The organism is Ekhidna sp. (assembly GCF_963691765.1).
Lineage (GTDB): Bacteria > Bacteroidota > Bacteroidia > Cytophagales > Cyclobacteriaceae > Ekhidna.
Window position 1 is genome coordinate 1,630,485 of sequence record NZ_OY829375.1, and the last position, 20,936, is coordinate 1,651,420.

Sequence of the window (20,936 nt, forward strand, 5' to 3'; positions counted from 1 at the left end):
ACAAAGTAAATCAATTAAGAACACTCCTTAACACCTCTAGAGATTTAGGTTTAGCAATGTGTGCATGATGCTGATAATATTCAAGAATACCATCTAGCATATCATTTCTAGCCTCTCGCGTCATTTTCGTTTCATATCCATATGACTCTTTCATAAGCATGTCCATAATTTCCTGATTCTCATTTGAGGGTGAGAGCCGATTGGTTGAGCTATATACATTATCGATATCATCTATTGCATATCCTAAAAATGGGCCAATCTTAAGTAAAAATTGAAGATGAAAATTGCTAACACCATCTTTTAGCTGATCAAAAATTTTAATAGAATCTTCTGCAAAAGCGTACAACTCAGGGTTTGGGGATTGTTCCGATTGTAAAAGCTTTGAAAAGACCTCTGTCAGAAATAATGTAATTGAACTTTTCATCAAATCTTGATGAATGTGATGCAGCGGATAATGGCTCTTGAACTCGGAAACTCGCTGTAAATCGCGCGTCTCTTTCACATACAGAATTAAATCAAGTATTGTGAAAGGTTGAAAATAGCCGATGCTTTTTTTCGACTTTTGACTCCTAATTGAATTTACTATATATGATCCATATCCGCCTTCTTCCGTAAATATCCTGGCAATAATTGAGGTATCACCATACTTCATGTAGCTTAATACAATGCCCTTAGACTTTACTATCATCGCACCACCGCGATTTTTCCCACATACGTTTCTTCACCAGCTGAATCAGAGCTGAAAAACAGATAAATCCCTGTATTAACGTTTGATCCTCGTACATCTTTAAGGTTCCATGATGCCGTACCACCATTAGCTTTTAACTCCGTAACAAGGTTCCCTTTTACGTCAGTCACTTTTACGGAGGCATTATTTGTCAGCCCTGTTAAACCAACCAAACCTTGATAGTCTGGACGAACTGGATTTGGAAAAATATTCACGTTACTATGTCTTCTGCTACCAATAGAAGATGAACTTCTAAAGGACACCATTCCACGAGCTGTCAAAATGAATACTTCTCCATTACTTCCATTGTATTCTAATTGAATAATTTGATCCGACGGCAGCGGGCTATTTGCTTCAGTAAATACAGCTACTTGCTCTGAGGTGTTTTCATCAAAAACCCAAAGGCCACTATTGGTTCCAAACCAAATTCTATTTCCTCCGTCTGTCATTACCGCATTGATCTGTTCTCCTTCGAATAATGTACGGCCATCGAAAGTTGGTCTAATCCCATTTGAGTCGAAAAAAATGAACGAGGCATCTGCAAATAACGCAGGACCTCTTGATGTTGCAACCCATGCATTGTCTTCAACACTTATGTCTACATCTATAAATGAAGAAGGTAATCCATCAGAAGTACTGATTTGATCTGCTTGAACTTCCTCAGGGTCTAATACTGTAATAAGCCCAGTAGTGGCACCCAACCAACCGATTCCCAAATTCGATACATCGATAGTTAAGTATTCGTCTTGACCTAAAAAAGTAGAAGAAAAAGATGTCCAATTCTGATCTTGATCCATTAAATGAATCGGGTTGTCATTACCAAATGATGAAATCCATAACGAAGAACCGCTTGCTAATGATGCAATAACTGTATCTAATTGAACTGAGCTATTAGGTATGTCAGAAATTATGGTTTCATTCAATTCATCGTATATGCCATCACCTATTGAAGAGAAGTATAGACTGCCATTATAACTTGCAACATCCGAGACGTTAGTGAAATCTTGGATTGTCTGATTTTCCCACTGACCATCCACAAAGACAGAAAACGATAATTCTTGATCATCACCTTCAAATGTTAATGGAGATGGTGCATGAAACCCATATAGCTGATTGGATAATAGTCTGATATTGGAGAAATCATCCGATAATGGACCATCTGGAGATAAAGATTCTCCTGTAGGATTCACGAGCCCTAGTTCGTCATCTGCGATAAAAATTGATCCGCCTAACTCTACTACTCCATTTATGTTTTCTGCAGGAGTCGATAAAATCGTACTAAAACCGGTATTGTCCAGCTGATATATTGTTCCTGAAGAAGCAGATGCAAGCACTTCATTGAGTTCGAAAAGCCTTGTAGCTCCCGCTGGGAGATCAATCCCGGAATCAATCCAACCCGAAGAAAACCTAAATAAGTCTAAACCAGATAGTGCGTATAATTCATTACCTACCTGAATCAGATTTGTAAATGACCCTGTTGATAGATACATCGTCCAACTACTAAAATCAAGAAGATTGGCTGAAAGCATTCCTGACTGTATCCCTTCTTCAGTCATAACGAAAAGTGAGTCGTTTTTAACTTCAATATCAAGCACACTAACACTTATCCCATTTGATCCAATTTGAACATAATTTTCGACGATTTCAGCAGTGGATGTCCTTATCACAATTACTCCCAAATCTGTTGCTAAATATGTATTTGAATTGTCAAATGCTATTTCGTTAATGGTCTTGTCGCCCTCCAAATTGCTCAGGGCGATATCAGATATGCCAATAATCTCATCTTCATAAATGAAGTCAATAAAACCCGATTGGTACCCGATAACAAGCACATTGGCATTTTCATTGTAGGAAATCGCTGATACCCCAATATCTGATAAGCCATCAATTTTTGATAGTTTTCGCGTTGTCCCAGTTTCAATTTCACGAGAGAATAATCCAAAAGCGGTCGCACAAAAGATCTTATCTGAAGTAGTAATGAGATGTTGTGCATTATTATAACTAAAGTGAGTACGCCAAGTTCCTACAGCAATATTCTGAGAAAATGTCAACAAACTAAAGAAAACGGCAGCGCTACTAAGAGTTAACCGCCTCAAAGAAGCAAGATCTGCAAAGAGCTTCATAAATATCCTTTTCACCTAAAACTATTGTTTGTTTAGATTTAGTACGTCTATGAGAATATGAAGCAACATTTCCGCACTTCATACACACAGCATGTACTTTAGTAATGTATTCAGCAGTGGCCATCAAAGAGTCCATAGGTTTAAACGGAACACCTTTAAAATCCATATCTAAACCTGCAATTATTACTCGTTTACCCTGATTAGCTAACTCATTGGCAACACTAACAATTTCCATATCAAAAAATTGGGCCTCATCAATGCCTACGACTTCACATTGACCAGCTCTAAGCAATATATCATTAGCAAAATTTACTGGTGATGAAGGGATGGAAGAGTCTTTATGAGAAACGATTTTCACCTTATCATACCGCTTATCAACAGCTGGCTTAAATATTTCCACATGTTGATTTGCAAGCATGGCCCTATTTAACCTTCTAATAAGCTCTTCCGTCTTACCGGAAAACATAGATCCGCAAACTACTTCTATCCATCCTCCTCTTCTAAGAGTTCCTTTACCGATATGGGGTTCTACAAACATTAATCAGAGTATGTCAAATGTGATAATTGTGTTTCTTTTGGAGCAAAAATCGTCACATCTCCTGAAAGATAAGTTTGACAAGTTAGGCGCTCATCCTCTTGCAATTTATTCAATTTCAAATACTGCTCCTCCGCTTTTGATCGTTCGCTTAGATTGTGATGCCCATTCAGGATTTTTGCTTTGCAAGTTGTACATCTGCCTTTGGCTCCACAAGCGTGCATCCAGTCGGTTGATGTGAGCAAAATGTTGAGCAAACTTTCCCTTTTATCATCACAATGAATAGATTTACTCTTTAGGTTGGCTATTACTACAGTAGGCATACCATCAATTATTTCAAGATGCAAAAGAAACTAAACGAAGACTTTATAGACGGCTATTGTGAGAAATTTGCTTCGAAAGTAACTGCCGATTTTTTTAAAGATGGAAAAGAGGTCATTACAGGAAAAGAAATATTAAAAGTCACCCCTTCTAAACAAGTCAACTTCTTCGTGATCAAGTTGCTATTCAGGTATTGGCAAGAAGAAACTAAAAAACTGGAAAGCCCATTCTTCAACTACAAACATGAAGAAGTGAGACAAGCAATGATTCAATTCATGAATGTGCTGTCTCAACACATTGAAATCAATAAAGAAAAGTTTGAAACGCTACTTAATCATGCGGTTAAAGACACCATCTACTTGGCTGCCATGCCTCAAGCTTATGTAGAAATAGATCTTGACAGCAGAGGCGTAGAAACTATTAAAGAAAAGTCAGTAGAAGGAACTGTCAAGTATTTGAAAATTCACAAAAAAGAGATTCAGAACTTTTTGTCAGATATGAAAGGGCTCACGATCGATGATGTGATCGATGAGTTGCCAGAAGAATTTGATGATTTTGACACGCTTGATGCTGTAAATGAAGAGTGTGCACTTTTAACGGACATATTAGAAATCACTTCTGAAAAAATATTCTCAGATGATCCTGAAATGGACGAATTTGATGAAGACGATTTATTTGAGCCTGGAGAAGAAGACCTCGTTGAGGAACGACCAAGGCCAAGAAAAACAGCGCCCGATGCCAATAAGGAAAACATCAATATCGAAATGAGTACCGATGATGATGCGATGATAGAGGAAGACTTTGATGAAGATTTATCCGCCAAACCCGAGCAGATAGAGGAAGTGGAATCTTCTGAAGAAGTAGAGACAGCTGAAGAAGCGGTTGAGCAAGAGGAAATCAAGGAACAACCGAAAGAAGAAGAGCCTAAGAGAGAAGTAAGGCCTCCAGTTATGCTCGAAGATGAGGACAAAGAAGATGACTTTCCAGAGGAAACAATCAATAAACAGTTTGAAAAAGAAGAAGAGACTGTAGCAGACCATCTGAAAACTACTTCTAGCAAAGAAGGAGGCATTTTAGAGTTAATTTCTTTAAATCATCGATATATGTTTATCAAGGAATTATTCAGAAATGATAAACATGAATTTGAAAATGCGCTAACAGAACTTGAAGACTATCATTCTTTTGACGAGTCTGTCGAGTTTCTTGTTCAAGGCTATGCCAAGCACAATGAATGGGACATGCAATCAGATGAAGTAAAAGAATTCTTAAAAGTTCTTTTCAGAAAATTTAGATAGCTATTTATCATTCATAGTGAAGCATCAACGAAAGCTGATCTTCATCTCAAATAAATTTGAATCCTGCTAATCACCAAATCGATCAAGATCAGCTTGTTATTCGCATTAAAGCGCGAGAAGCAGAAGCATTTAGCTACTTGTATGATCATTATTCAGCGGCGATTTACGGATCGATCAGTCGAATTATTAACGATGAGGACGTAGCACAGGAAGTTTTGCAAGATGCTTTCATGAAGTTTTGGGATAAGATTGAACAGTATGATTCTTCTAAAGGGCGTTTTTTTACCTGGATGGTGAATATCAGCAGGAATCTTGCGATTGATAGATTGCGATCTAAAGAAATGAAGAAGGCAGGGAAAACCGCCAATATAGAAACTTACGTATCTGGAATAGAGCGCGATAATCTAAGCCACCTCAGTGTTGATACTATCGGTTTGAAGGAGATGTTAAAATCCTTGCGTGAAGAAGAACAGTTCATATTAGAGATGGTCTATTTTAAAGGCTACACCCAATCAGAAATTTCGAAGGAATTTGATATTCCTCTTGGTACAATAAAAACGCGTCTTAAAATGGCGTTGAAAAATATAAGAACAGTATTGCAAATAGAGTGAACATCGAAGAGTACATATCGTCAGGAACCCTGGAATCCTATGTGATGGATGAGCTCACTCCGACTGAGCGTACTGAGGTAGAAAATGCTGCGTCCCAACATCCTGAGATCAAGGAGGAACTTCAAAAAATAGAGCTGTCTATAGAGGCACTTGCATTTGCTACAGCTGTAAACCCTCCTTCTGATATAAAGGATAAGTTGGTGGCTAAGATTGCAAACGAACCTAACATTGAGAAAGAAGCTCCAGTCATTGAAATGAAATCCAAAGAATCTTTCGGGTTTTTAAAACTCGCTGCGGCAGCTTCTATAATAGTCGCAATTGGATCTGCATTTATGGCTTTTAACTACTGGAGCAAGTGGCAATCCGCAGAAGATCGATTATCAACCCTTATTGCACAAAATGAGCAGTTCGCTGATAACTATAATCACGTAAATCAGCAATTAGGAAAAATTCAAAATGCTGTCAGTATAATGAATAATTCTGCGTTCAAAAGAGTAACTCTGAATGGCACAGAAAATTCACCTGAAGCTCTAGCAACAGTCTATTGGAATGAAACATCTGCAGCAGTATATCTAAGCATTCAAAACCTCAAAGAATTGTCAAAAGACCAACAGTATCAATTATGGGCAATAATTGATGGTAAACCTGTCGATGTTGGCGTGTTTGACTCAGCAAGCAATGGTTTGCTGGTTCAAATGAAAAATGCCGCTCCAAATACCGCTGCATTTGCAGTAACAGTAGAACCTAGAGGTGGGAGTGAAAATCCTTCTTTAGAAACAATGCAGGTAATTGGAAATGTATGATTGATTTTGGATCAGTTGACGTTTCTGCGCCACTAATTGCTAATTAACTCCTCCACCAATTCACATTCTTCTTATTTCAAACTAGTATTGCACGCTTTAAAGCCGATAGTTTTAGATGTTCGGAATATTCAAAAAGAAACCCAAAGAAAAATTACCTCCTGTATTGCTTGACGAAGAAGGCGTTCAAATACTTGAAGGCGATGAAGTAATAGCACACCGTTATGAATTAGGAAAGTGTGATGTTGTCCTTGAAGGGTTACAGTACTTTTATGTATCTCAGCATTCTGGGAATAAAGTGAGCTACGTTCGTATGATTGATGCGATCACCGGCAATCAGAAAGTAAAAAAGACAGACTGATTACTTCAACAAATCTATTAATACACCATTGTACTTATAGATGTTTATAAGTCTGAGATTTAGATGAATTCTCGGATTATTGTGATCCTTTTTCAAATAGGAAATCATTAAATAAAGGTTTTCTATAAGATCTCCAATTTTAAATCCAACCAAAGGTTTGACACGGTATCTATCAGCTAGATCTTCATCAACCTTTTTGTTCGAAAGCAAGGCATAGGGGATTTCAAATTTAACAGCGGCAGTTAATTCATCTATTTCCAACATACCGATTAATTCAACTCTTCTGGCATCAGACAATCCCTTCACCTTCACATCTTGCAAAAATTTATGATTGAGTTTAAGTTCCGTTCTCAAGGCCCGCTTTAAGGCTCCGCGTTTTTGCTTTAGTGCTGCAGCACTCTTAGAAATATCATAGATTTCTTTTATTACACTCATAGGGAAATTCTTGACTGGCAATCTAACTAAAACCAGTAACTACTACTGAGAAGCTTCAACAATATTAAATGCAATTATGTCTTTCTAAAGTAATTCTATAGCCAGTTGTATACCGATAGTAAACGAGCCCTCTTATGCTTCATATAGCTCGATAATTACTATTGCGGAAATTTTTAGCCAGTGAACAAGAGACAAATCAACACGTTAGAAATGATGCGAAAGACAAATGAATATCTTGACGCAAATACGTCTGTCTGGACAGCAATCCCGATTTCAAGTTCTTACAAAGCAGATTTAGCATCATTGCTTGATCTAATTCGAACCTCCGCTGATAGTAAAGAAGTATCCCAGATGTTTGTTAGTCCCTCGGTTACAAAACTGAAAAATCAAGTAGCAGAACGTATGGACATCTTAGATGATGTATTGGAAGCCTATGCAGAGGATACAGGCAATAAAGCACTCTTAGAGGCAGCAAGTAACTCAAAAGCAGATTACTTACGATTACCAGGAGAAGAATTTGAGAATATGACTCGTAATATCATTGATCTACTCGAAGAGAATGTTGATAATATGTCAGACTATGGAATGACAAAGGATCAAATTGAAGATGCAAAACTCCTCTTCTGTGCATATCAAGATGAAAAAGGCAGACCACGTTTCTATGAAATTGCGGCAAGATCAGATGCCAAAGATCTCAACGATTTTCTTTTCAAAGGCAAAAATGTAATGACAAGACTAGACAACGTCATGAAGAGGTTCAGGAAATCAAACACAGACTTTTACTTAGGATATCTTTCTGCAAGAACCATTCAAGATCCAAGTTCAGTGGCTATCTAAGAAGAGTCAGACAACCAACTTATATCCGTATCCTCTCACATTAATTATTTGAATGGACTCATCTTGAGCAAGCTTTTTTCGAAGCTTACTTATAAAAACGTCCATGCTACGTGCATTGAAAAAGTCGTCATTACCCCAAAGAGAGTTTAAAATTTCCTGACGGTCGGTTAGCTCGTTGGTATTTTTTATTAACGCGTCAAGTAGATGAGCCTCTCTATGCGTTAATCTTTCCTCTTTTCCGGTAGGCTTAAAAACAAGAGTCTGTTTTTGGCAATCAAATATGTACTCACCGATCTCCTCTTCTTCGTTTGAATTGCGCTGGGCTTTTCTATTGAGCAAAGCATGAATTCTAACGATCAATTCCTCCATGCTAAAAGGTTTCTTAAGGTAGTCATTGGCGCCATAGCCAAACCCTTCTACCACATCTTCAGTTCTTGATTTAGCTGTCAGAAAAATTATTGGAATAAACTGGTCCTTTTTTCTGACTTGTTTAACTAGTGAAAAACCATCAAGTTTCGGCATCATAACATCCAAAACCATGATATCAGGACTTTCTGCCTCATAAGCTAGGCTAGCTTCATGCCCATCTTTGCAGAATACCACTTCAAAACCTCTTGATTCTAAGCTTTCCTGAATGATCATTCCTAGAGCAGCTTCATCTTCAGCTAACAATATTTTGGTGACTTTTTGAGTCATATCATAATTCTAAATAATGTTCTATCGCCCGAATTATCAAGCGAAATCTCACCTCCATGCAGCTCAACAATTGTTTTAGAATAGTAAAGCCCTATTCCAAAACCCTTCACATCATGTTGATTGCCAGTAGGGATACGATAGAGTTTATCAAAGACTTTATTCTTCTCAGACTGGGGTAGATTGGCACCATCATCTTCTACCTCCCAAACAATTTTTTGATCATTTTTTAGGAGTCGGACAGAAATATTTTTACCCCCATACTTGATTGCATTATCAAGCAGATTTGATAGTGTATTTTCAAAATGGAATCTGTCCAAATTGCTTAAAGCTTCTCCCAATTTTGAATCAAAAACTATCGACTTGTCTCCCTCAATTAATTGGAATTGCTTCACTACTTCTTTGGTCCATGAGACTACCTCTACCTCTTCTTTATTCAAAGTCAATTTTCCTTGATCAATCGTTGCTGTTTCCAGCATTTTTTCTACCATATCATTCAGCTTGTGCAGTTGATCCGTTGATAGTTCTAGGTAGCGCTTTGTCTTTTCTTGATCGTTGTTTTCATTGAAACTAGTGACCCCTTCAAGTGCCGAAAATATTGTTGCAATTGGAGTCTTGAATTCATGGGTGATATTACTAATTAAATCGTCTTTAATTGCTGCTAGTTGCTTCTGTTTATTAATGGTCTTGTACAAGTGAATAAGTGTTCCAATGACCAATGCAATTAATAATGCTGACAGCACCAACTCACCAATTCCATTTTTTAAAATAATGAGCGTAGCATTTTCAAAATCCGTTGAAATAAGATTGAAGTCGCCTAAGAAAACAGAGTTTGCTTGAGTCGTCAGGTAGTTATCGCCCTCAACACTACCAATCGAAGTTTTACGACCTTGAAAATCTTGTTTTAAAGCGAATCTAAAATTCAAATTTTTACTTTTAAGCTCTTTTTCAAACTCAGTATAGAGTGCTCCCAGATCCAATAAGTCTTCACTAATCGATACCATCACCTTTTGAGTCAGAAATTGCAATTCACGCGCTCTGGAAGTATCCAGTCTGGAAGTGAATCTGAGTTGTTGGAATGATCTTTCATTACTTGAATGAAAGATCGAGTCAATATTTAAGGAGTCTGGTTTAAGTGAAGAACTGGACCAAACATGTGAAAACCCAGAACCAGAGATCGATTGACTATCAGTAACTATCCGAAGAATGCTATCCACGTCACTAATTCGAGAAGTAATCGCAATTGAACTTTTTCCACCTATTACAGTATCTAAAGAGCTTTCTCCAAGAATATAAATGCTGTTTTTAGCTTTTCCGGCAAAGTAATTCTCAATACTGGTATTCAAAGACTGTTGCACGTCCTTGATGAAGCGTTGCTTATTTACCTCATAATTTTGCACAGTAAAGTAGACCTGAGCGGCAGTTAGTACCATCGCGGTTACTACTATTAAGATCAAGCTATTTCTATACGATTGCTTATTCACAATACAAATATACGTGGCACTTTTGGGGTAGAATTAATTGGTTAACACTCGTTAACACTGCTTAACCGTCCGTTAGCACTTATTCTCATTGGTTTGCTGAAAACAAAAACAACAATGAGAAAAACGATATTACTCATCTCACTTGTACCAGGTCTGCTAGTGGGAGTTGCATTTAAAGCAATAGGCCAGCAAAATTTTGAAGGTATTGCTAAATACAAATCATCTATGAGCATCGAGTCATTAAATGTGGCTGGACCAGACATGAATCCAGAGATGCAAGAATCGATTAGAAAGCAGTTATTGCAACAGTCTCAGCGCGATTATACACTTACATTCAATCTTCAAGAAGCTACATGGAAGGAGGATGCAGAGCTTGAATCAGCAGCAAGTACACCTAGTACCGGAGGAATGCAAATTCGATTTTCTACTGGAAATTCCGTTAGTTACCTAAATCCAAGTAAGAATCAATTTCTAGAGGAAACAGAAATTTTTGGAAAGAAATTTCTTATCGAGGATGCATTACCTACTTACAATTGGAAGATCACTGGTGAGACAAAAAAAATCGGAGACTACACTGTAATTAAGGCCGAGTATCAGAATATCACAGAACAGATGACCATGTCATTGAGTGATTCTGAAAAAACTACAGAAACTGTGATGGATACAACAATGATCACAGCATGGTACGCACCAGATATTCCAGTATCTCAAGGTCCTTCCAATACATGGGGATTACCCGGGCTGATCCTTGAGCTTAAAAATGGAAACTTTACCTTCTTATGCACTAAAGTAGAGTTAAATCCTGCTGAACCAATCGCAATAGAGGTTCCAAGCAAAGGGAAGCGAGTAACTCGCGAAGAAGCGGATCAAATAAGAGATGAGAAGCTTCAGGAAATGATGAAAAAATATGATACCGGAGATGGTGGTGAAACTCGTGTAATTCGTATCGGAGGATAGCAAAATGAAAGGACTAATAGTTATCTTTTTGATGAGCGTGCTGGGAATTTTCTCAGCACGATCTCAGGATCACGTTTTACTCAAGGGTCAAACTAGAGATTCAACTTTTGCACCCATTGCATTTGCAAATGTCATGGCCATAGACACAACCACTAAGGAGATGAAAGCCTTTGCGGTGACAGATGTCAAAGGAGCATTCCAACTACGGCTAAAGAAGAATACGGTCTATGAACTGAAAGCGACTTTTGTAGGATACATTCCCATAAGTCAGTACTTAACACTTGAAGAAACATCTGAGGATCCCTTGTTGGTCATCATGAAGGAGTCGGTAAGTTCGTTGGATGAAGTAACGGTAGTCGCTGAAATGCCTGTAATGGTACAAGGTGATACCATCTCCTATAAAGCAGAAGCATTTACCAAAGGTGATGAGAGAAAACTCGAAGATGTATTGGAGGAGCTACCCGGATTTAATATTCGAGACAATGGTGACATTGAAGTTCAAGGAAAAAGAGTAGAGAAGGTATTAGTCGATGGTAAAGAATTTTTTGAAGGAGATACGAAACTAGCGACTAAGAATATTCCCGCTGATGTTGTCGATCGTGTGCAAGTATTGCAAAACTTCAATGACATCCAGCCAATGCAAGGCCTGAACAATGATGATCGATTGGCACTGAACATTGAGCTAAAAGCGGATAAAAAGCGAATCGTATTCGGAGATATCGAAGCAGGCGGTGGCCCTGAAAAACGCTATTTCGGTCATGCAAATACCTTTTACTATGCGCCAAAGACAAGCATTAATTTTATCGGAGATGGTAATAACGTTGGTGAGCTAGCGCTGACTCTGAATGACTATTTCAGAATGTCTGGTGGTATGGCTTCACTTGCTGCAAGAAATGGTACTTCATTCAGGTTTAATGCTGGAGACGCAGGAATTCCTCTTACGGATCGAAATTCAGCCAGCGACCTTGTCAATCGCCTTGGAGCACTAAATTTCACAACCAGACCTACAGACAAGTTTCAAGTTTCAGGCTTTCTAATAGGTTTTGATAATGATGCAACTCTAGGATCAAATTCACTAAGAACGTACACTCAACTTGACGATCCGATTCAGGAGACGCTTACTACCGGAACCTCTATTGCCAATAAATCTGGACTTGGTCGCTTTTCAGCAAAGTATACCCCAAACTATAATCTGCAGGTAGATTATACATTTTTTGGTAAGCGAAGCACAATAGATCAGGTCGGAATAAGAAACTCTGAACAGATGTCTGGCAGCAATAATTTGGTAGACGCGAATGAAAGAACTCCTAAGAGCCAAAGACATCAACTTCGAATGTTCAATGCCTTGAATGAAAAGAACATTATTTCTGCAGAGGTGAACTATAATCAAGAAGTAACTCCAACGAATAGTGCCTTATCGAGTCAAATACCATTGTTTAATACCTTTTTAACTAATGGTGCCTTGGAGCTTTCTCAAAATCAACGGATAAATTCTAAACGATTTGATGGAGCATTTAACTACTATCATATCTTGAATAAGACTACCCATTTCAATGTCGCTTTTGGCATGAATGTATCACGACAGAACTTGATTACCAACCTCGATGACGATCAAGATGATATCGAAGATCTGAACGAGGATTTAGATATAACCAATAGATATGCAAGGCTTACATATAGAAAGAAGTGGGAAAAACTGACAATAAGCCCAGGAGTAAGTTTCAATAGCTATACAGTGGGAACTTCTAGTGAATCATCAGAGCATACGCAGTACATTTTTCCACAGGTCCGTGCTGAATATGATTTTGGTAGCTCACATGGTTTGACATTCAACTACAATCAGTCATTGGAATACAATGGTGTAAGTGCCTATGCCGAAGGGTATATTCTAAACTCATACAATACTTTGAGTTTTGGAAATGCCAGCTTGCAACCTTCATTTTCGCATAACATCACACTAGACTATCGCAATTTCAACATGTACAACTTCTTCAATATCTACGGTGGAATCAACTATAGGTATATCGAAGATGGATTTACGAACAATCAGGAATTGAGTGGGATAGAAAATGTCATTACCTCAGTCAATGCTATGCAGGCAAACAGTGTAGCAAGAGGCTATCTAAACTTAGAGAAGCGTTTCGATCATTTTAGAGTCAGCGGAATGGTGACAATAGCACAATCAATCTTGAATAATCAATTCGAGGGTCAGACTATTGAAAATGACAATTTCACTCAATCTTATCAATTAAATATGTCTGCAAGACTCTTTAATAAGCTCTCAATCCGCGGTGGATATACGGTATCTATCAATCGATACACGTCCGGCGGACTGACCAATAAATTTGTCAATCACAGGCCCAATGTTGGTACTACTTTAACTTATAAAGGCTTTCGATTTGAAACTGAATACGCATTCAATAAGTACGTGAATGAAAATCAAAATCAAGAAACTTCTTTTGACATACTAGACTCAACCTTGAGTTATAGGAAAAAGAAGAGTCCGTGGGAGTTTAAAATTCAGGGTTTGAATCTTTTAGATACCCGTGAAGTAAGAAGAGATAGTTTCTCCAATAACCTTATCAGTACTTACTCATACAACATCCAGCAGAGGTATGGCTTGTTTACGGTGATGTACGACTTATAATCTCCGATGTGTGCCCGGCAAGGTTTTCTCTCTTCATCTTGCTGGGCTTTTTTATCAGCTAGTGCTAATCTCAACTATCAGTTTCTGAATGTCTTGAATGTAAACCTGCTCCAGCACTTCCACATAAGGTCTCTGATGAAAATACCCTTCTTTATGATATTGCTCTGCGAGCCTTAGTTCTTTCATCGCAAGATCAAACTGACCTCTGGAAACATAGATTCGTGCTTTATGATAAAAGCAATCTGAAAGGTTTTTATAATACTTCAAGGCTCGATCAAATTCTATAATCGCCTCATCCAAGCGTTCCATTTTTATTAAAGACAGGCCTTTATAAAGAAAAGCGTAAACATCAACCCATTCTTCTCCTTCTTCCTCGACCACCTTATTGATGTATTTGTCAAGCGATTCAATCGCAGTCTGGTATTCGCCAAGCCCATAGTAACTTATACCTCTCATGTAATCATGGTTTTGCCCTTGCGAATGCTGTACTTCACCGCTTACCTCATCCCCTAAGTTGAAGTCTTCAATAGCGCGATAATAATCGCGATAAAAGTAGAGGTATAGGTATCCTCTGAACCCAGCCCATTTTTCCGGTTTTCTTTTTACCGCTCCATCATAGAAATAATACATCTCATCTGCAATTCCTCTCTTTACTCGCGCGGTGCCAAATTCTCTCCAGAGATCCGCATCTGTTGAATCCATTTTAAATGACTCGTCGAGCTGGAACTGCTCCGGCACAGATCCTTGATAGTAATATCCCCTACCGGCTCTAAGTTGAGGACCATACTGTTTCATGGTATCTTCGGAAAATTCTTTCTTATACCATTGCCGCTCGGAGCAAGAGCTAACAGTCATTACTAGTAGTAAAATATTAAGGAAGAATATCGGTGATTTTGCCATCTTCAATATTAAATGTGATATAAAAGTATGCGTCTCTTGATTCGTCTTGCAGCACAACAGGCCTCCACGATTCTAACTTTCTTAGTATCCCGTATAGGTGATCGATTGTTTCCTGTTCAAACTTGATCGGCTGGTACATAAAATCGTAACCATTTACAATAAATCGACCAGTTTGACCTTCGCAGTTTACTACAAACCTGAATGTCAGCCTACCATTTTGTTCCAGCAATTTTGCTTCATCCAAGTTGTTAAAAATGGTATCCAACATTGCTCTTTTTCCATGAATGTATCTTCCATCCGGAGTGGAGTTGTAGTAATCTGCTATACGCCTTTCACCACCACATATCTTAAATTCTGCGTCTGAATCTAAGGTTTTATCTGGATCAATCCAGGCGATTCTATGCTTATCATGGTCTGCTCTGCGTTCGAACTCTTCTATTGGCATCTGTTCTACTAGCTCTAGCTCCATTCGAAAATTTTCAAAGTCAGCAGTTGTGGAATAGTAGCCCAAGCCTTCCACATATATGTCTTTGCTTTTGAATTGATTAACAATTTCATCCGTCTCTAAATCACGATAAAATGATTCCGTAACTAAAACCTTAGCTGCAGCTCCATCTATTAGTGTATCGTAAACGTCGAGCTGATTTTCAGTGAAGCTGTAATCCTTTTCGTTGAAAACATATTTTAATTCATAAGGCTCATTTTTTTGAGCGCCCCAATCTTCTCTAATTGATGAAATAATATCAATTTCAATCGTGTCAATTTGATTTATATCAACAACTCGTTCAGTGAAAATTTGGGTGCCTGATACCCTAGATTCCAAAATACCTGAGTGATCAAAGCCAGCATTATAGCTGTTTAATAAGATTTTGTCACTCACCTTTTTGTATTTGGAATACCCAATTTCTGTGGATGCGTTTTGATCAGAATTTTTCGGATAATAATGTCGGTAGTACTTACTTACATATCCATCCTCTAAAACTTCAGTGGGCGGATAATACTTAAAAACAGGATGATCGCTTATCTGTGGTTCGCATGAAACCATGACAATGGCGACAAGGATTAGTAGTCTGGTCACAGGTGAATTTTTGTCTAAAATAGTGCTCAAAAAAATCTTTCGCTGATAATTAATGACCATTAACATTTCATTAAATAAAAAACCCTGATCACAGAATGATCAGGGCATCTATCACCAACCAGCTATCTATCGCATCACAGCGATAAATGTCGTTGGTATAAATACGATAATTATCTTGACATTGGATTTATCTTTTAATCGAGATATCAATCCAATATTCTAATCTGGCTTTCCTCACGCAACCTATTCCCACCATTGGTAACCGCAGCAATATTGAAAAATCCAGCTACAATATTATTCTCATTGTCTGGAACAATATTCGTAGAGACATTGACTAATGGCGTAGCAAACAAAGCTCCAAAACCTCCTTCTCGGGTAGTTTCTGTAATTACCTGGTTTAGGAAGAAGTAAGCCTCATTGGAGATGGAATGTATTTCAACATATACAGAGTCACCTTGAAGGTAGAGTGCGGTGTCTCCCAGAGGAATATATCTTTCATCATCTAATGGCAAGGAAAGCTGATAATCTGGGACGTTGTTGTTTACAAAAACATCCGGCACTTCAAAGAATATCTCTTCTTCGATTACTATCCCATATATAGTGCTGTCTGTTTTATACAGAAGTGTATCTCCATTAAACAGTAACGTGTCCGGAAGGTTAAATGGCGAAAGTGATTCTTCATCTCGCGACTCATCGATCGTGCTAATTCCGTCTCTGATGGGTTGAATAAACTGAACACCATCATTGTCAGAATCCCTTGAAAAAGCGGCATCATAAGCGATATTAATTTGACCAGGGCTACCTAAGAAATCTCCATTTTTCCAGGCCTTGATCCAATAGGTATCATCCACTCCTTCAAGATCGGTGGCGAAGAATTCACCAAATACCAGATCATCAAAAAATGCATTGCCCTCTTCCAACCTGAAGCTAATGCTATCTATCGGCGGAGCGTCATTCAGTTGAGTAGTGGAAGTGTATAAAGCACCATCTACCTGCACTTCAAGTCTATATTGATGCCCAATGATTCCTATAGGATTACCGTCTGTACTTTCCCATGTATATCGATTTTCACGCTCAGTAAATTCAAATACCGGTACTGAAGAGTCCGTGAGATCTGTCACAGTTACAACTGCGCCAGAGACTTTGACTGGGTCGCTATTATCAAAATAAGATTGCGATCTGGTAATATTTATGTGCTGCGTTGGATCATCATTGGTTAGCCATGCATCTACGACTAGTACATTTAAAGATGATTCCAATGTTGGATCAACCTCCGTCTCACAAGAAAGGATTACCAACGCTATTAATGGATATAGAAACTTTCTCATTAGAATTTGAAATTATAAGTGACTGAAGGCAGAACAAAGAACAAAATTGATGTCTCAAAAGCTGACGTGTTAACAGGCCCGGTTGGTAGATTAAGATTGTTTAACTGCCTGTAGTTTACACGATCATCCTCTTGAGTGAAGTTGATTGCAAATGCATTTTTCCGGTTGTAAAGGTTATATACCGAGAGCACCAAGCTGCTAGATCTTGCTTTTCCTTTCTTAGAAACCCAGTTGTAGTCAATGGTGTAGGAAACATCGAGTCTGTGATAATCGGGTATCCTAAAGTTATTTCTACTGCCGTTATTTATCGGAATTACATGACCCGCTACACTAATTCGGTCAATCGCATACGTAGTTGGTGTACCCGTTATATAGCTAAATGTCGCTGACAAGTTTTTACGTTCCTTGATTTTATAGTTTCCGACAACTTTAAGGTTGTGTGTCTGATCAAACCGAGTTGGATACCACCTTCCGGCTCGATCCGTACTGTTCGGCAGGTAGTTTATGCCATCAATTAAAAGTTCAGAACGTGATAAGGTATAACTTATCCAGCCAGTAAGGTCTCCAGCATTTTTCTTTACGTAAAATTCTAATCCATATGCCCTTCCCTTCCCTGACAAAACATCCGCTTCAAGCAAATCATTGATGAATAGATCTGCTCCATCTATATAGTCGACTTGGTTCCTGGTTCGCTTATAATAAGCTTCTACAGAAGTCTCAAATTCATTGTTCTTAAAATTCTTAAAGTATCCCAACGCTATCTGATCTCCTTGTTGGGGTCTAATATTGTTCGTACTTGGTTGCCAAACATCGATTGGCGTAGCAGCTACTGTATTTGAAATCAAATGAATGTACTGATTCATACGATTGTAGCTGAATTTTACTGATGACGATTTAGACAACTTGTATCTAACTGAAAATCTTGGTTCCAGATTCTGGTAAAATGCCACCGATTCATTATTACCAATCCTAGTAGTGTCTATTACGGGTTTACGCTCACCGGCAAGTGTATCTCCAAACGTGTATTGATTGGCAGGGCCAAGGTGGTTGAAGTTTGAATACCTAAGTCCATATTCAATAGAAAGGTCATCAGTAAGCTTTTGATTATTACTTATATACAAACTTGTTTCAAGTGCGTTCTTCTTTTCTAAACTCAAGTCAATTCTATTTCCAGAGGTAAAACCAACAGCGTTGGCAGGAAAAAACGTGTAGTAAAGCAGCTCTCCACCAAATGTCAACTCATTTCTTTGATCCAGAAAATAGGAAAATTGAGGTTTGAAGTTGATCGTTTGAACTTTGGAATTCCAATCAAACTGATCTTCGTCAGTATTGCCCACTTCGAAGGCATAATCGTAATTGCTGTAAAACGCTGTGAAGTTGCTAAAAAATCTATCGTTGAAAAGGTGATTCCAACGCACGGAAGCAGTTTGATTCCCCCAATTAAAACCTTGCAATTCATCAAACTTGAAGACATCACGTCCGAAATAACCAGAAACAAACACTTTATTTTTCTCATCGATATTGTAATTGGCCTTTGCAGTTAAATCATAGAAAAATAGGGCTGCTCCATCATTGAGTAAATCAGTAAACAATCGGATAGGAATATCTGCATAAGACCGTCTTCCTGCAATGATGAAAGAGGCTTTGTCTTTCTTAATCGGACCTTCAACAGTAAGTCTGCTAAAAACCGTTCCGATTCCACCAGAAACATCTAGTTCCTTACTATTTCCTTCCTTCATTCTCACATCCAGGATTGAGGACAGGCGCCCACCGTATCTTGAAGGAATTCCTCCCTTGTAGAGCTTAACATCTTTAACCGCATCAGGGTTAAAAACGGAAAAGAACCCAAACAAGTGAGAACTCTGATATACCGGTGCTTCATCCAAAAGGATTAGGTTTTGTCCTACCCCGCCGCCTCGTACATTAAACCCAGACGCACCTTCACCAACTGATGAGACACCAGGTAAAAGTTGAATACTCTTAATGATGTCTACTTCTCCTGCAAAAACAGGAATTTTACTAATCGTCTTGATATCAAGCTCAGCAACACTCATTTCTGTTGAGGAGACGTTTTCATCTTCTGGCCGCGCCGTCACAACTACTTCTTGCAAGGCTGTCTGCTCCTCACCCAATTCAATATCTAAGCGGGTGTTTTCATTCAACGAAATTGATTGCTTCTGAGTAACAAAACCAAGGTATCTGAACTCTACCGTATAGTCACCTGCAGGTAGTGTGATGGAATAAAAACCATAAACATTGGTGATATTTCCAGTACCCAGTTCTGTGATCAAGACCGTAGCACCAATGAGGGCTTCACCATTGGCAGCATCTTTCACATAACCGTTAATTGTATATTTATCTTGAGCTGCAAGAAAAAATGGCAAGCAAAGTGCCAAAAGCAGTATCTTTTTCAAATTGGTAGCGGTTCGTTTTACTTAATGACCTATCGAAAGACGTGCCAAGGATCAAATAGTTTCAATATTAACAGAGACTTAATGCAAAAAAATAGTGAATGGTTGCATCTCTGAGCTTAGCGGCATTGTTCTCATCTAAATTGATGGATCTAAAATGGTGGGAAATGGCATTCCCACCATGATGACATTAAAGAGAAGCAAGTGCTTTCTCATAATTTGGCTCCTGGCCAACTTCTGGTACTAATTCTGTGTAAGTAACTACACCTTCTTCATTTACAACAACTATCGCTCTAGCATTGAGGCCGGCAAATGCTCCGTCTATGATTTCAACACCATAGTTCTTTCCAAAATCACCTCCATCTCTAAAGTTGGTAAGATTATCAAGGTTATCAATTCCCTCTGCTTGGCAGTAGCGTGCAAGAGCAAACGGCAAGTCTTTCGAAACACAAATGATGCGGGTATTGTCCAACTTGGACGCCTCTTGATTGAACTTTACAGTGGACATCGCACAAACACCGGTATCGATGCTCGGGTAAATATTCATGATCACTTTTTGTCCATGATAGCTTGCAAGAGTGACTTCTTGCATGTCTTTCCTTACCAAATGGAAGTCAGGTGCTTGTGAACCAACTTCAGGTAAATTTCCTATAGTGTTTGTCTCGTTTCCTCCGAGTGTAATTTTAGCCATACTTATAGATTTTGTTAGGTGTAATTAAATAGTCTAATGGGACATCCCAATCCTCCTTTTGATGAATTTCATCTACAGGAGGTGACATTGATAACCCCACTTTTAATGTATTTGTTTCCGCAAGAAGTCGATCGTAATAACCGCCGCCATAGCCGATGCGATATCCAAGCTTATCAGATACCAGTAGTGGTACAAAAATCGCGTCTAAATTGTCCAAAGATGCCTTTTTAGCATTATCAGGTTCCGGAATCCCTTTTTTATTAAGAATTAAACTTGTGTCAGCATTCAAATAATAATGTTCCATATGCTTGCGCATAAAATCTGTTTTCGAAACAATAATGCTTTTTCCCGTACTCCAAAAGTTTTCAAACAAAGGTGAGACATCGGGCTCTCTATTTTTCTTAATGGCCAGAAATGCGTGAATTATATTGACTTCTCTTCGATTGATGAATTCTAAAATAGCTGCACATAATTGTTTGTTGCGTCGAGCATATACTAAGCTATCAGACATCTTTCGATACTGAAGAATTACCTTTCTAATATCGGATTTACTTAACATTGCCAGCCAATCGAGTCAATTCCTATTTGTATTCTTCATTTCAAACCCTGACCAATCTCAATCACACCATTTTGATTTATTTCTCAGGCTTAAAATGTTTTAAAACAACTCTAAAAATACTTGTGAATTTACAAATACGCTTA

At 38.3% G+C, this 20,936-nt stretch carries 20 protein-coding genes; 7 read left to right on the plus strand and 13 right to left on the minus strand.

Annotated elements, in window-relative coordinates:
- Nucleotides 1-10 precede the first annotated feature (10 nt).
- The 4 genes from recO to ACY650_RS07630 are packed head-to-tail and all read right to left on the minus strand — an operon-like array spanning nucleotide 11 to nucleotide 3,708.
- A complete protein-coding gene (gene recO / locus ACY650_RS07615; protein ID WP_462253364.1) occupies nucleotides 11-688 on the minus strand; it encodes a DNA repair protein RecO in 678 nt (225 codons plus the stop codon).
- Nucleotides 685-2,865 (minus strand): type IX secretion system anionic LPS delivery protein PorZ, encoded by a 2,181-nt coding sequence (gene porZ / locus ACY650_RS07620; protein ID WP_462253366.1) that lies wholly within the window; start codon nucleotides 2,863-2,865, stop codon nucleotides 685-687. Before porZ ends, recO begins: the two co-directional genes overlap by 4 nt.
- Nucleotides 2,804-3,388: a thymidine kinase gene (locus tag ACY650_RS07625; protein WP_462253368.1), complete on the minus strand. Its 585-nt coding sequence runs from the start codon at nucleotides 3,386-3,388 to the stop codon at nucleotides 2,804-2,806. Before ACY650_RS07625 ends, porZ begins: the two co-directional genes overlap by 62 nt.
- The gene (locus ACY650_RS07630; protein WP_462253370.1) at nucleotides 3,388-3,708 is read right to left on the minus strand and encodes a 2Fe-2S iron-sulfur cluster-binding protein; all 321 of its coding nucleotides are present in this window, start codon (nucleotides 3,706-3,708) and stop codon (nucleotides 3,388-3,390) included. The genes ACY650_RS07625 and ACY650_RS07630 overlap by 1 nt, the downstream gene beginning before the upstream one ends.
- Before the next feature lie 18 nt (nucleotides 3,709-3,726).
- Here ACY650_RS07630 and ACY650_RS07635 point away from each other — a divergent pair, with 18 nt between their 5' ends.
- The 4 genes from ACY650_RS07635 to ACY650_RS07650 all read left to right on the plus strand — a co-directional run bounded on the left by ACY650_RS07635 (nucleotide 3,727) and on the right by ACY650_RS07650 (nucleotide 6,773).
- The gene (locus ACY650_RS07635) at nucleotides 3,727-5,001 is read left to right on the plus strand and encodes a hypothetical protein (protein ID WP_462253372.1); all 1,275 of its coding nucleotides are present in this window, start codon (nucleotides 3,727-3,729) and stop codon (nucleotides 4,999-5,001) included.
- 56 nt (nucleotides 5,002-5,057) lie between these two features.
- Nucleotides 5,058-5,612, plus strand: coding sequence for an RNA polymerase sigma factor (locus ACY650_RS07640; protein WP_462253374.1), 555 nt, complete (start codon nucleotides 5,058-5,060; stop codon nucleotides 5,610-5,612).
- Nucleotides 5,609-6,415 carry an anti-sigma factor gene (locus ACY650_RS07645; RefSeq protein ID WP_462253376.1) on the plus strand — a complete coding sequence of 269 codons (807 nt, stop codon included), beginning with the start codon at nucleotides 5,609-5,611 and terminating at the stop codon, nucleotides 6,413-6,415. Before ACY650_RS07640 ends, ACY650_RS07645 begins: the two co-directional genes overlap by 4 nt.
- A gap of 115 nt (nucleotides 6,416-6,530) precedes the next feature.
- The gene (locus ACY650_RS07650) at nucleotides 6,531-6,773 is read left to right on the plus strand and encodes a hypothetical protein (RefSeq protein WP_462253378.1); all 243 of its coding nucleotides are present in this window, start codon (nucleotides 6,531-6,533) and stop codon (nucleotides 6,771-6,773) included.
- On the opposite strand, the gene ACY650_RS07655 is transcribed toward ACY650_RS07650, so the two are convergent.
- Nucleotides 6,774-7,208: a hypothetical protein gene (locus tag ACY650_RS07655; protein WP_462253380.1), complete on the minus strand. Its 435-nt coding sequence runs from the start codon at nucleotides 7,206-7,208 to the stop codon at nucleotides 6,774-6,776.
- Between the two features lie 210 nt (nucleotides 7,209-7,418).
- Here ACY650_RS07655 and ACY650_RS07660 point away from each other — a divergent pair, with 210 nt between their 5' ends.
- Complete coding sequence (locus ACY650_RS07660) at nucleotides 7,419-8,045, plus strand: hypothetical protein (RefSeq protein ID WP_462253382.1); 627 nt, start codon at nucleotides 7,419-7,421, stop codon at nucleotides 8,043-8,045.
- Nucleotides 8,046-8,051: 6 nt separating this feature from the next.
- Here ACY650_RS07660 and ACY650_RS07665 read toward each other — a convergent pair whose 3' ends face one another.
- Both ACY650_RS07665 and ACY650_RS07670 read right to left on the minus strand, forming a co-directional pair.
- Entirely contained in the window at nucleotides 8,052-8,741 is a 690-nt protein-coding gene (locus tag ACY650_RS07665; RefSeq protein WP_462253384.1) for a response regulator transcription factor, read from the minus strand.
- Nucleotides 8,738-10,222, minus strand: a complete 1,485-nt coding sequence (locus ACY650_RS07670; RefSeq protein ID WP_462253386.1) for a sensor histidine kinase — start codon at nucleotides 10,220-10,222, stop codon at nucleotides 8,738-8,740. The genes ACY650_RS07665 and ACY650_RS07670 overlap by 4 nt, the downstream gene beginning before the upstream one ends.
- A 114-nt stretch (nucleotides 10,223-10,336) precedes the next feature.
- On the opposite strand from ACY650_RS07670, the gene ACY650_RS07675 reads away from it, so the two are divergent.
- Nucleotides 10,337-11,179: a GLPGLI family protein gene (locus ACY650_RS07675; RefSeq protein WP_462253388.1), complete on the plus strand. Its 843-nt coding sequence runs from the start codon at nucleotides 10,337-10,339 to the stop codon at nucleotides 11,177-11,179.
- A 4-nt stretch (nucleotides 11,180-11,183) separates the two neighbouring features.
- Nucleotides 11,184-13,826, plus strand: a complete 2,643-nt coding sequence (locus ACY650_RS07680) for a carboxypeptidase-like regulatory domain-containing protein (RefSeq protein ID WP_462253390.1) — start codon at nucleotides 11,184-11,186, stop codon at nucleotides 13,824-13,826.
- A gap of 54 nt (nucleotides 13,827-13,880) precedes the next feature.
- Here ACY650_RS07680 and ACY650_RS07685 read toward each other — a convergent pair whose 3' ends face one another.
- The 6 genes from ACY650_RS07685 to ACY650_RS07710 form a co-directional block, all read right to left on the minus strand.
- A complete protein-coding gene (locus ACY650_RS07685; RefSeq protein ID WP_462253392.1) occupies nucleotides 13,881-14,726 on the minus strand; it encodes a tetratricopeptide repeat protein in 846 nt (281 codons plus the stop codon).
- Nucleotides 14,698-15,804: a hypothetical protein gene (locus ACY650_RS07690; RefSeq protein WP_462253394.1), complete on the minus strand. Its 1,107-nt coding sequence runs from the start codon at nucleotides 15,802-15,804 to the stop codon at nucleotides 14,698-14,700. The genes ACY650_RS07685 and ACY650_RS07690 overlap by 29 nt, the downstream gene beginning before the upstream one ends.
- A gap of 206 nt (nucleotides 15,805-16,010) precedes the next feature.
- Nucleotides 16,011-17,132 carry a DUF4249 family protein gene (locus ACY650_RS07695; protein WP_462253396.1) on the minus strand — a complete coding sequence of 374 codons (1,122 nt, stop codon included), beginning with the start codon at nucleotides 17,130-17,132 and terminating at the stop codon, nucleotides 16,011-16,013.
- Nucleotides 17,132-19,546, minus strand: coding sequence for a TonB-dependent receptor (locus ACY650_RS07700; protein WP_462253398.1), 2,415 nt, complete (start codon nucleotides 19,544-19,546; stop codon nucleotides 17,132-17,134). The genes ACY650_RS07695 and ACY650_RS07700 overlap by 1 nt, the downstream gene beginning before the upstream one ends.
- Nucleotides 19,547-19,733: 187 nt before the next feature.
- Entirely contained in the window at nucleotides 19,734-20,234 is a 501-nt protein-coding gene (tpx, locus tag ACY650_RS07705; RefSeq protein ID WP_462253400.1) for a thiol peroxidase, read from the minus strand.
- Nucleotides 20,227-20,793, minus strand: a complete 567-nt coding sequence (locus tag ACY650_RS07710) for a 5-formyltetrahydrofolate cyclo-ligase (RefSeq protein WP_462253402.1) — start codon at nucleotides 20,791-20,793, stop codon at nucleotides 20,227-20,229. The genes tpx and ACY650_RS07710 overlap by 8 nt, the downstream gene beginning before the upstream one ends.
- Between the last annotated feature and the right edge of the window lie 143 nt (nucleotides 20,794-20,936).

Bases quoted from the DNA above. Each gene is read 5' to 3' on its own strand.
- ACY650_RS07685 (WP_462253392.1), bottom strand. From the start codon at position 14,726: ATGGCAAAATCACCGATATTCTTCCTTAATATTTTACTACTAGTAATG.
- ACY650_RS07635 (WP_462253372.1), top strand. From the start codon at position 3,727: ATGCAAAAGAAACTAAACGAAGACTTTATAGACGGCTATTGTGAGAAA.
- ACY650_RS07655 (WP_462253380.1), bottom strand. From the start codon at position 7,208: ATGAGTGTAATAAAAGAAATCTATGATATTTCTAAGAGTGCTGCAGCA.
- ACY650_RS07650 (WP_462253378.1), top strand. From the start codon at position 6,531: ATGTTCGGAATATTCAAAAAGAAACCCAAAGAAAAATTACCTCCTGTA.
- ACY650_RS07625 (WP_462253368.1), bottom strand. From the start codon at position 3,388: ATGTTTGTAGAACCCCATATCGGTAAAGGAACTCTTAGAAGAGGAGGA.
- recO (WP_462253364.1), bottom strand. From the start codon at position 688: ATGATAGTAAAGTCTAAGGGCATTGTATTAAGCTACATGAAGTATGGT.
- ACY650_RS07710 (WP_462253402.1), bottom strand. From the start codon at position 20,793: ATGTTAAGTAAATCCGATATTAGAAAGGTAATTCTTCAGTATCGAAAG.
- ACY650_RS07660 (WP_462253382.1), top strand. From the start codon at position 7,419: ATGATGCGAAAGACAAATGAATATCTTGACGCAAATACGTCTGTCTGG.
- ACY650_RS07695 (WP_462253396.1), bottom strand. From the start codon at position 17,132: ATGAGAAAGTTTCTATATCCATTAATAGCGTTGGTAATCCTTTCTTGT.
- tpx (WP_462253400.1), bottom strand. From the start codon at position 20,234: ATGGCTAAAATTACACTCGGAGGAAACGAGACAAACACTATAGGAAAT.
- ACY650_RS07680 (WP_462253390.1), top strand. From the start codon at position 11,184: ATGAAAGGACTAATAGTTATCTTTTTGATGAGCGTGCTGGGAATTTTC.
- ACY650_RS07630 (WP_462253370.1), bottom strand. From the start codon at position 3,708: ATGCCTACTGTAGTAATAGCCAACCTAAAGAGTAAATCTATTCATTGT.
- ACY650_RS07665 (WP_462253384.1), bottom strand. From the start codon at position 8,741: ATGACTCAAAAAGTCACCAAAATATTGTTAGCTGAAGATGAAGCTGCT.
- ACY650_RS07675 (WP_462253388.1), top strand. From the start codon at position 10,337: ATGAGAAAAACGATATTACTCATCTCACTTGTACCAGGTCTGCTAGTG.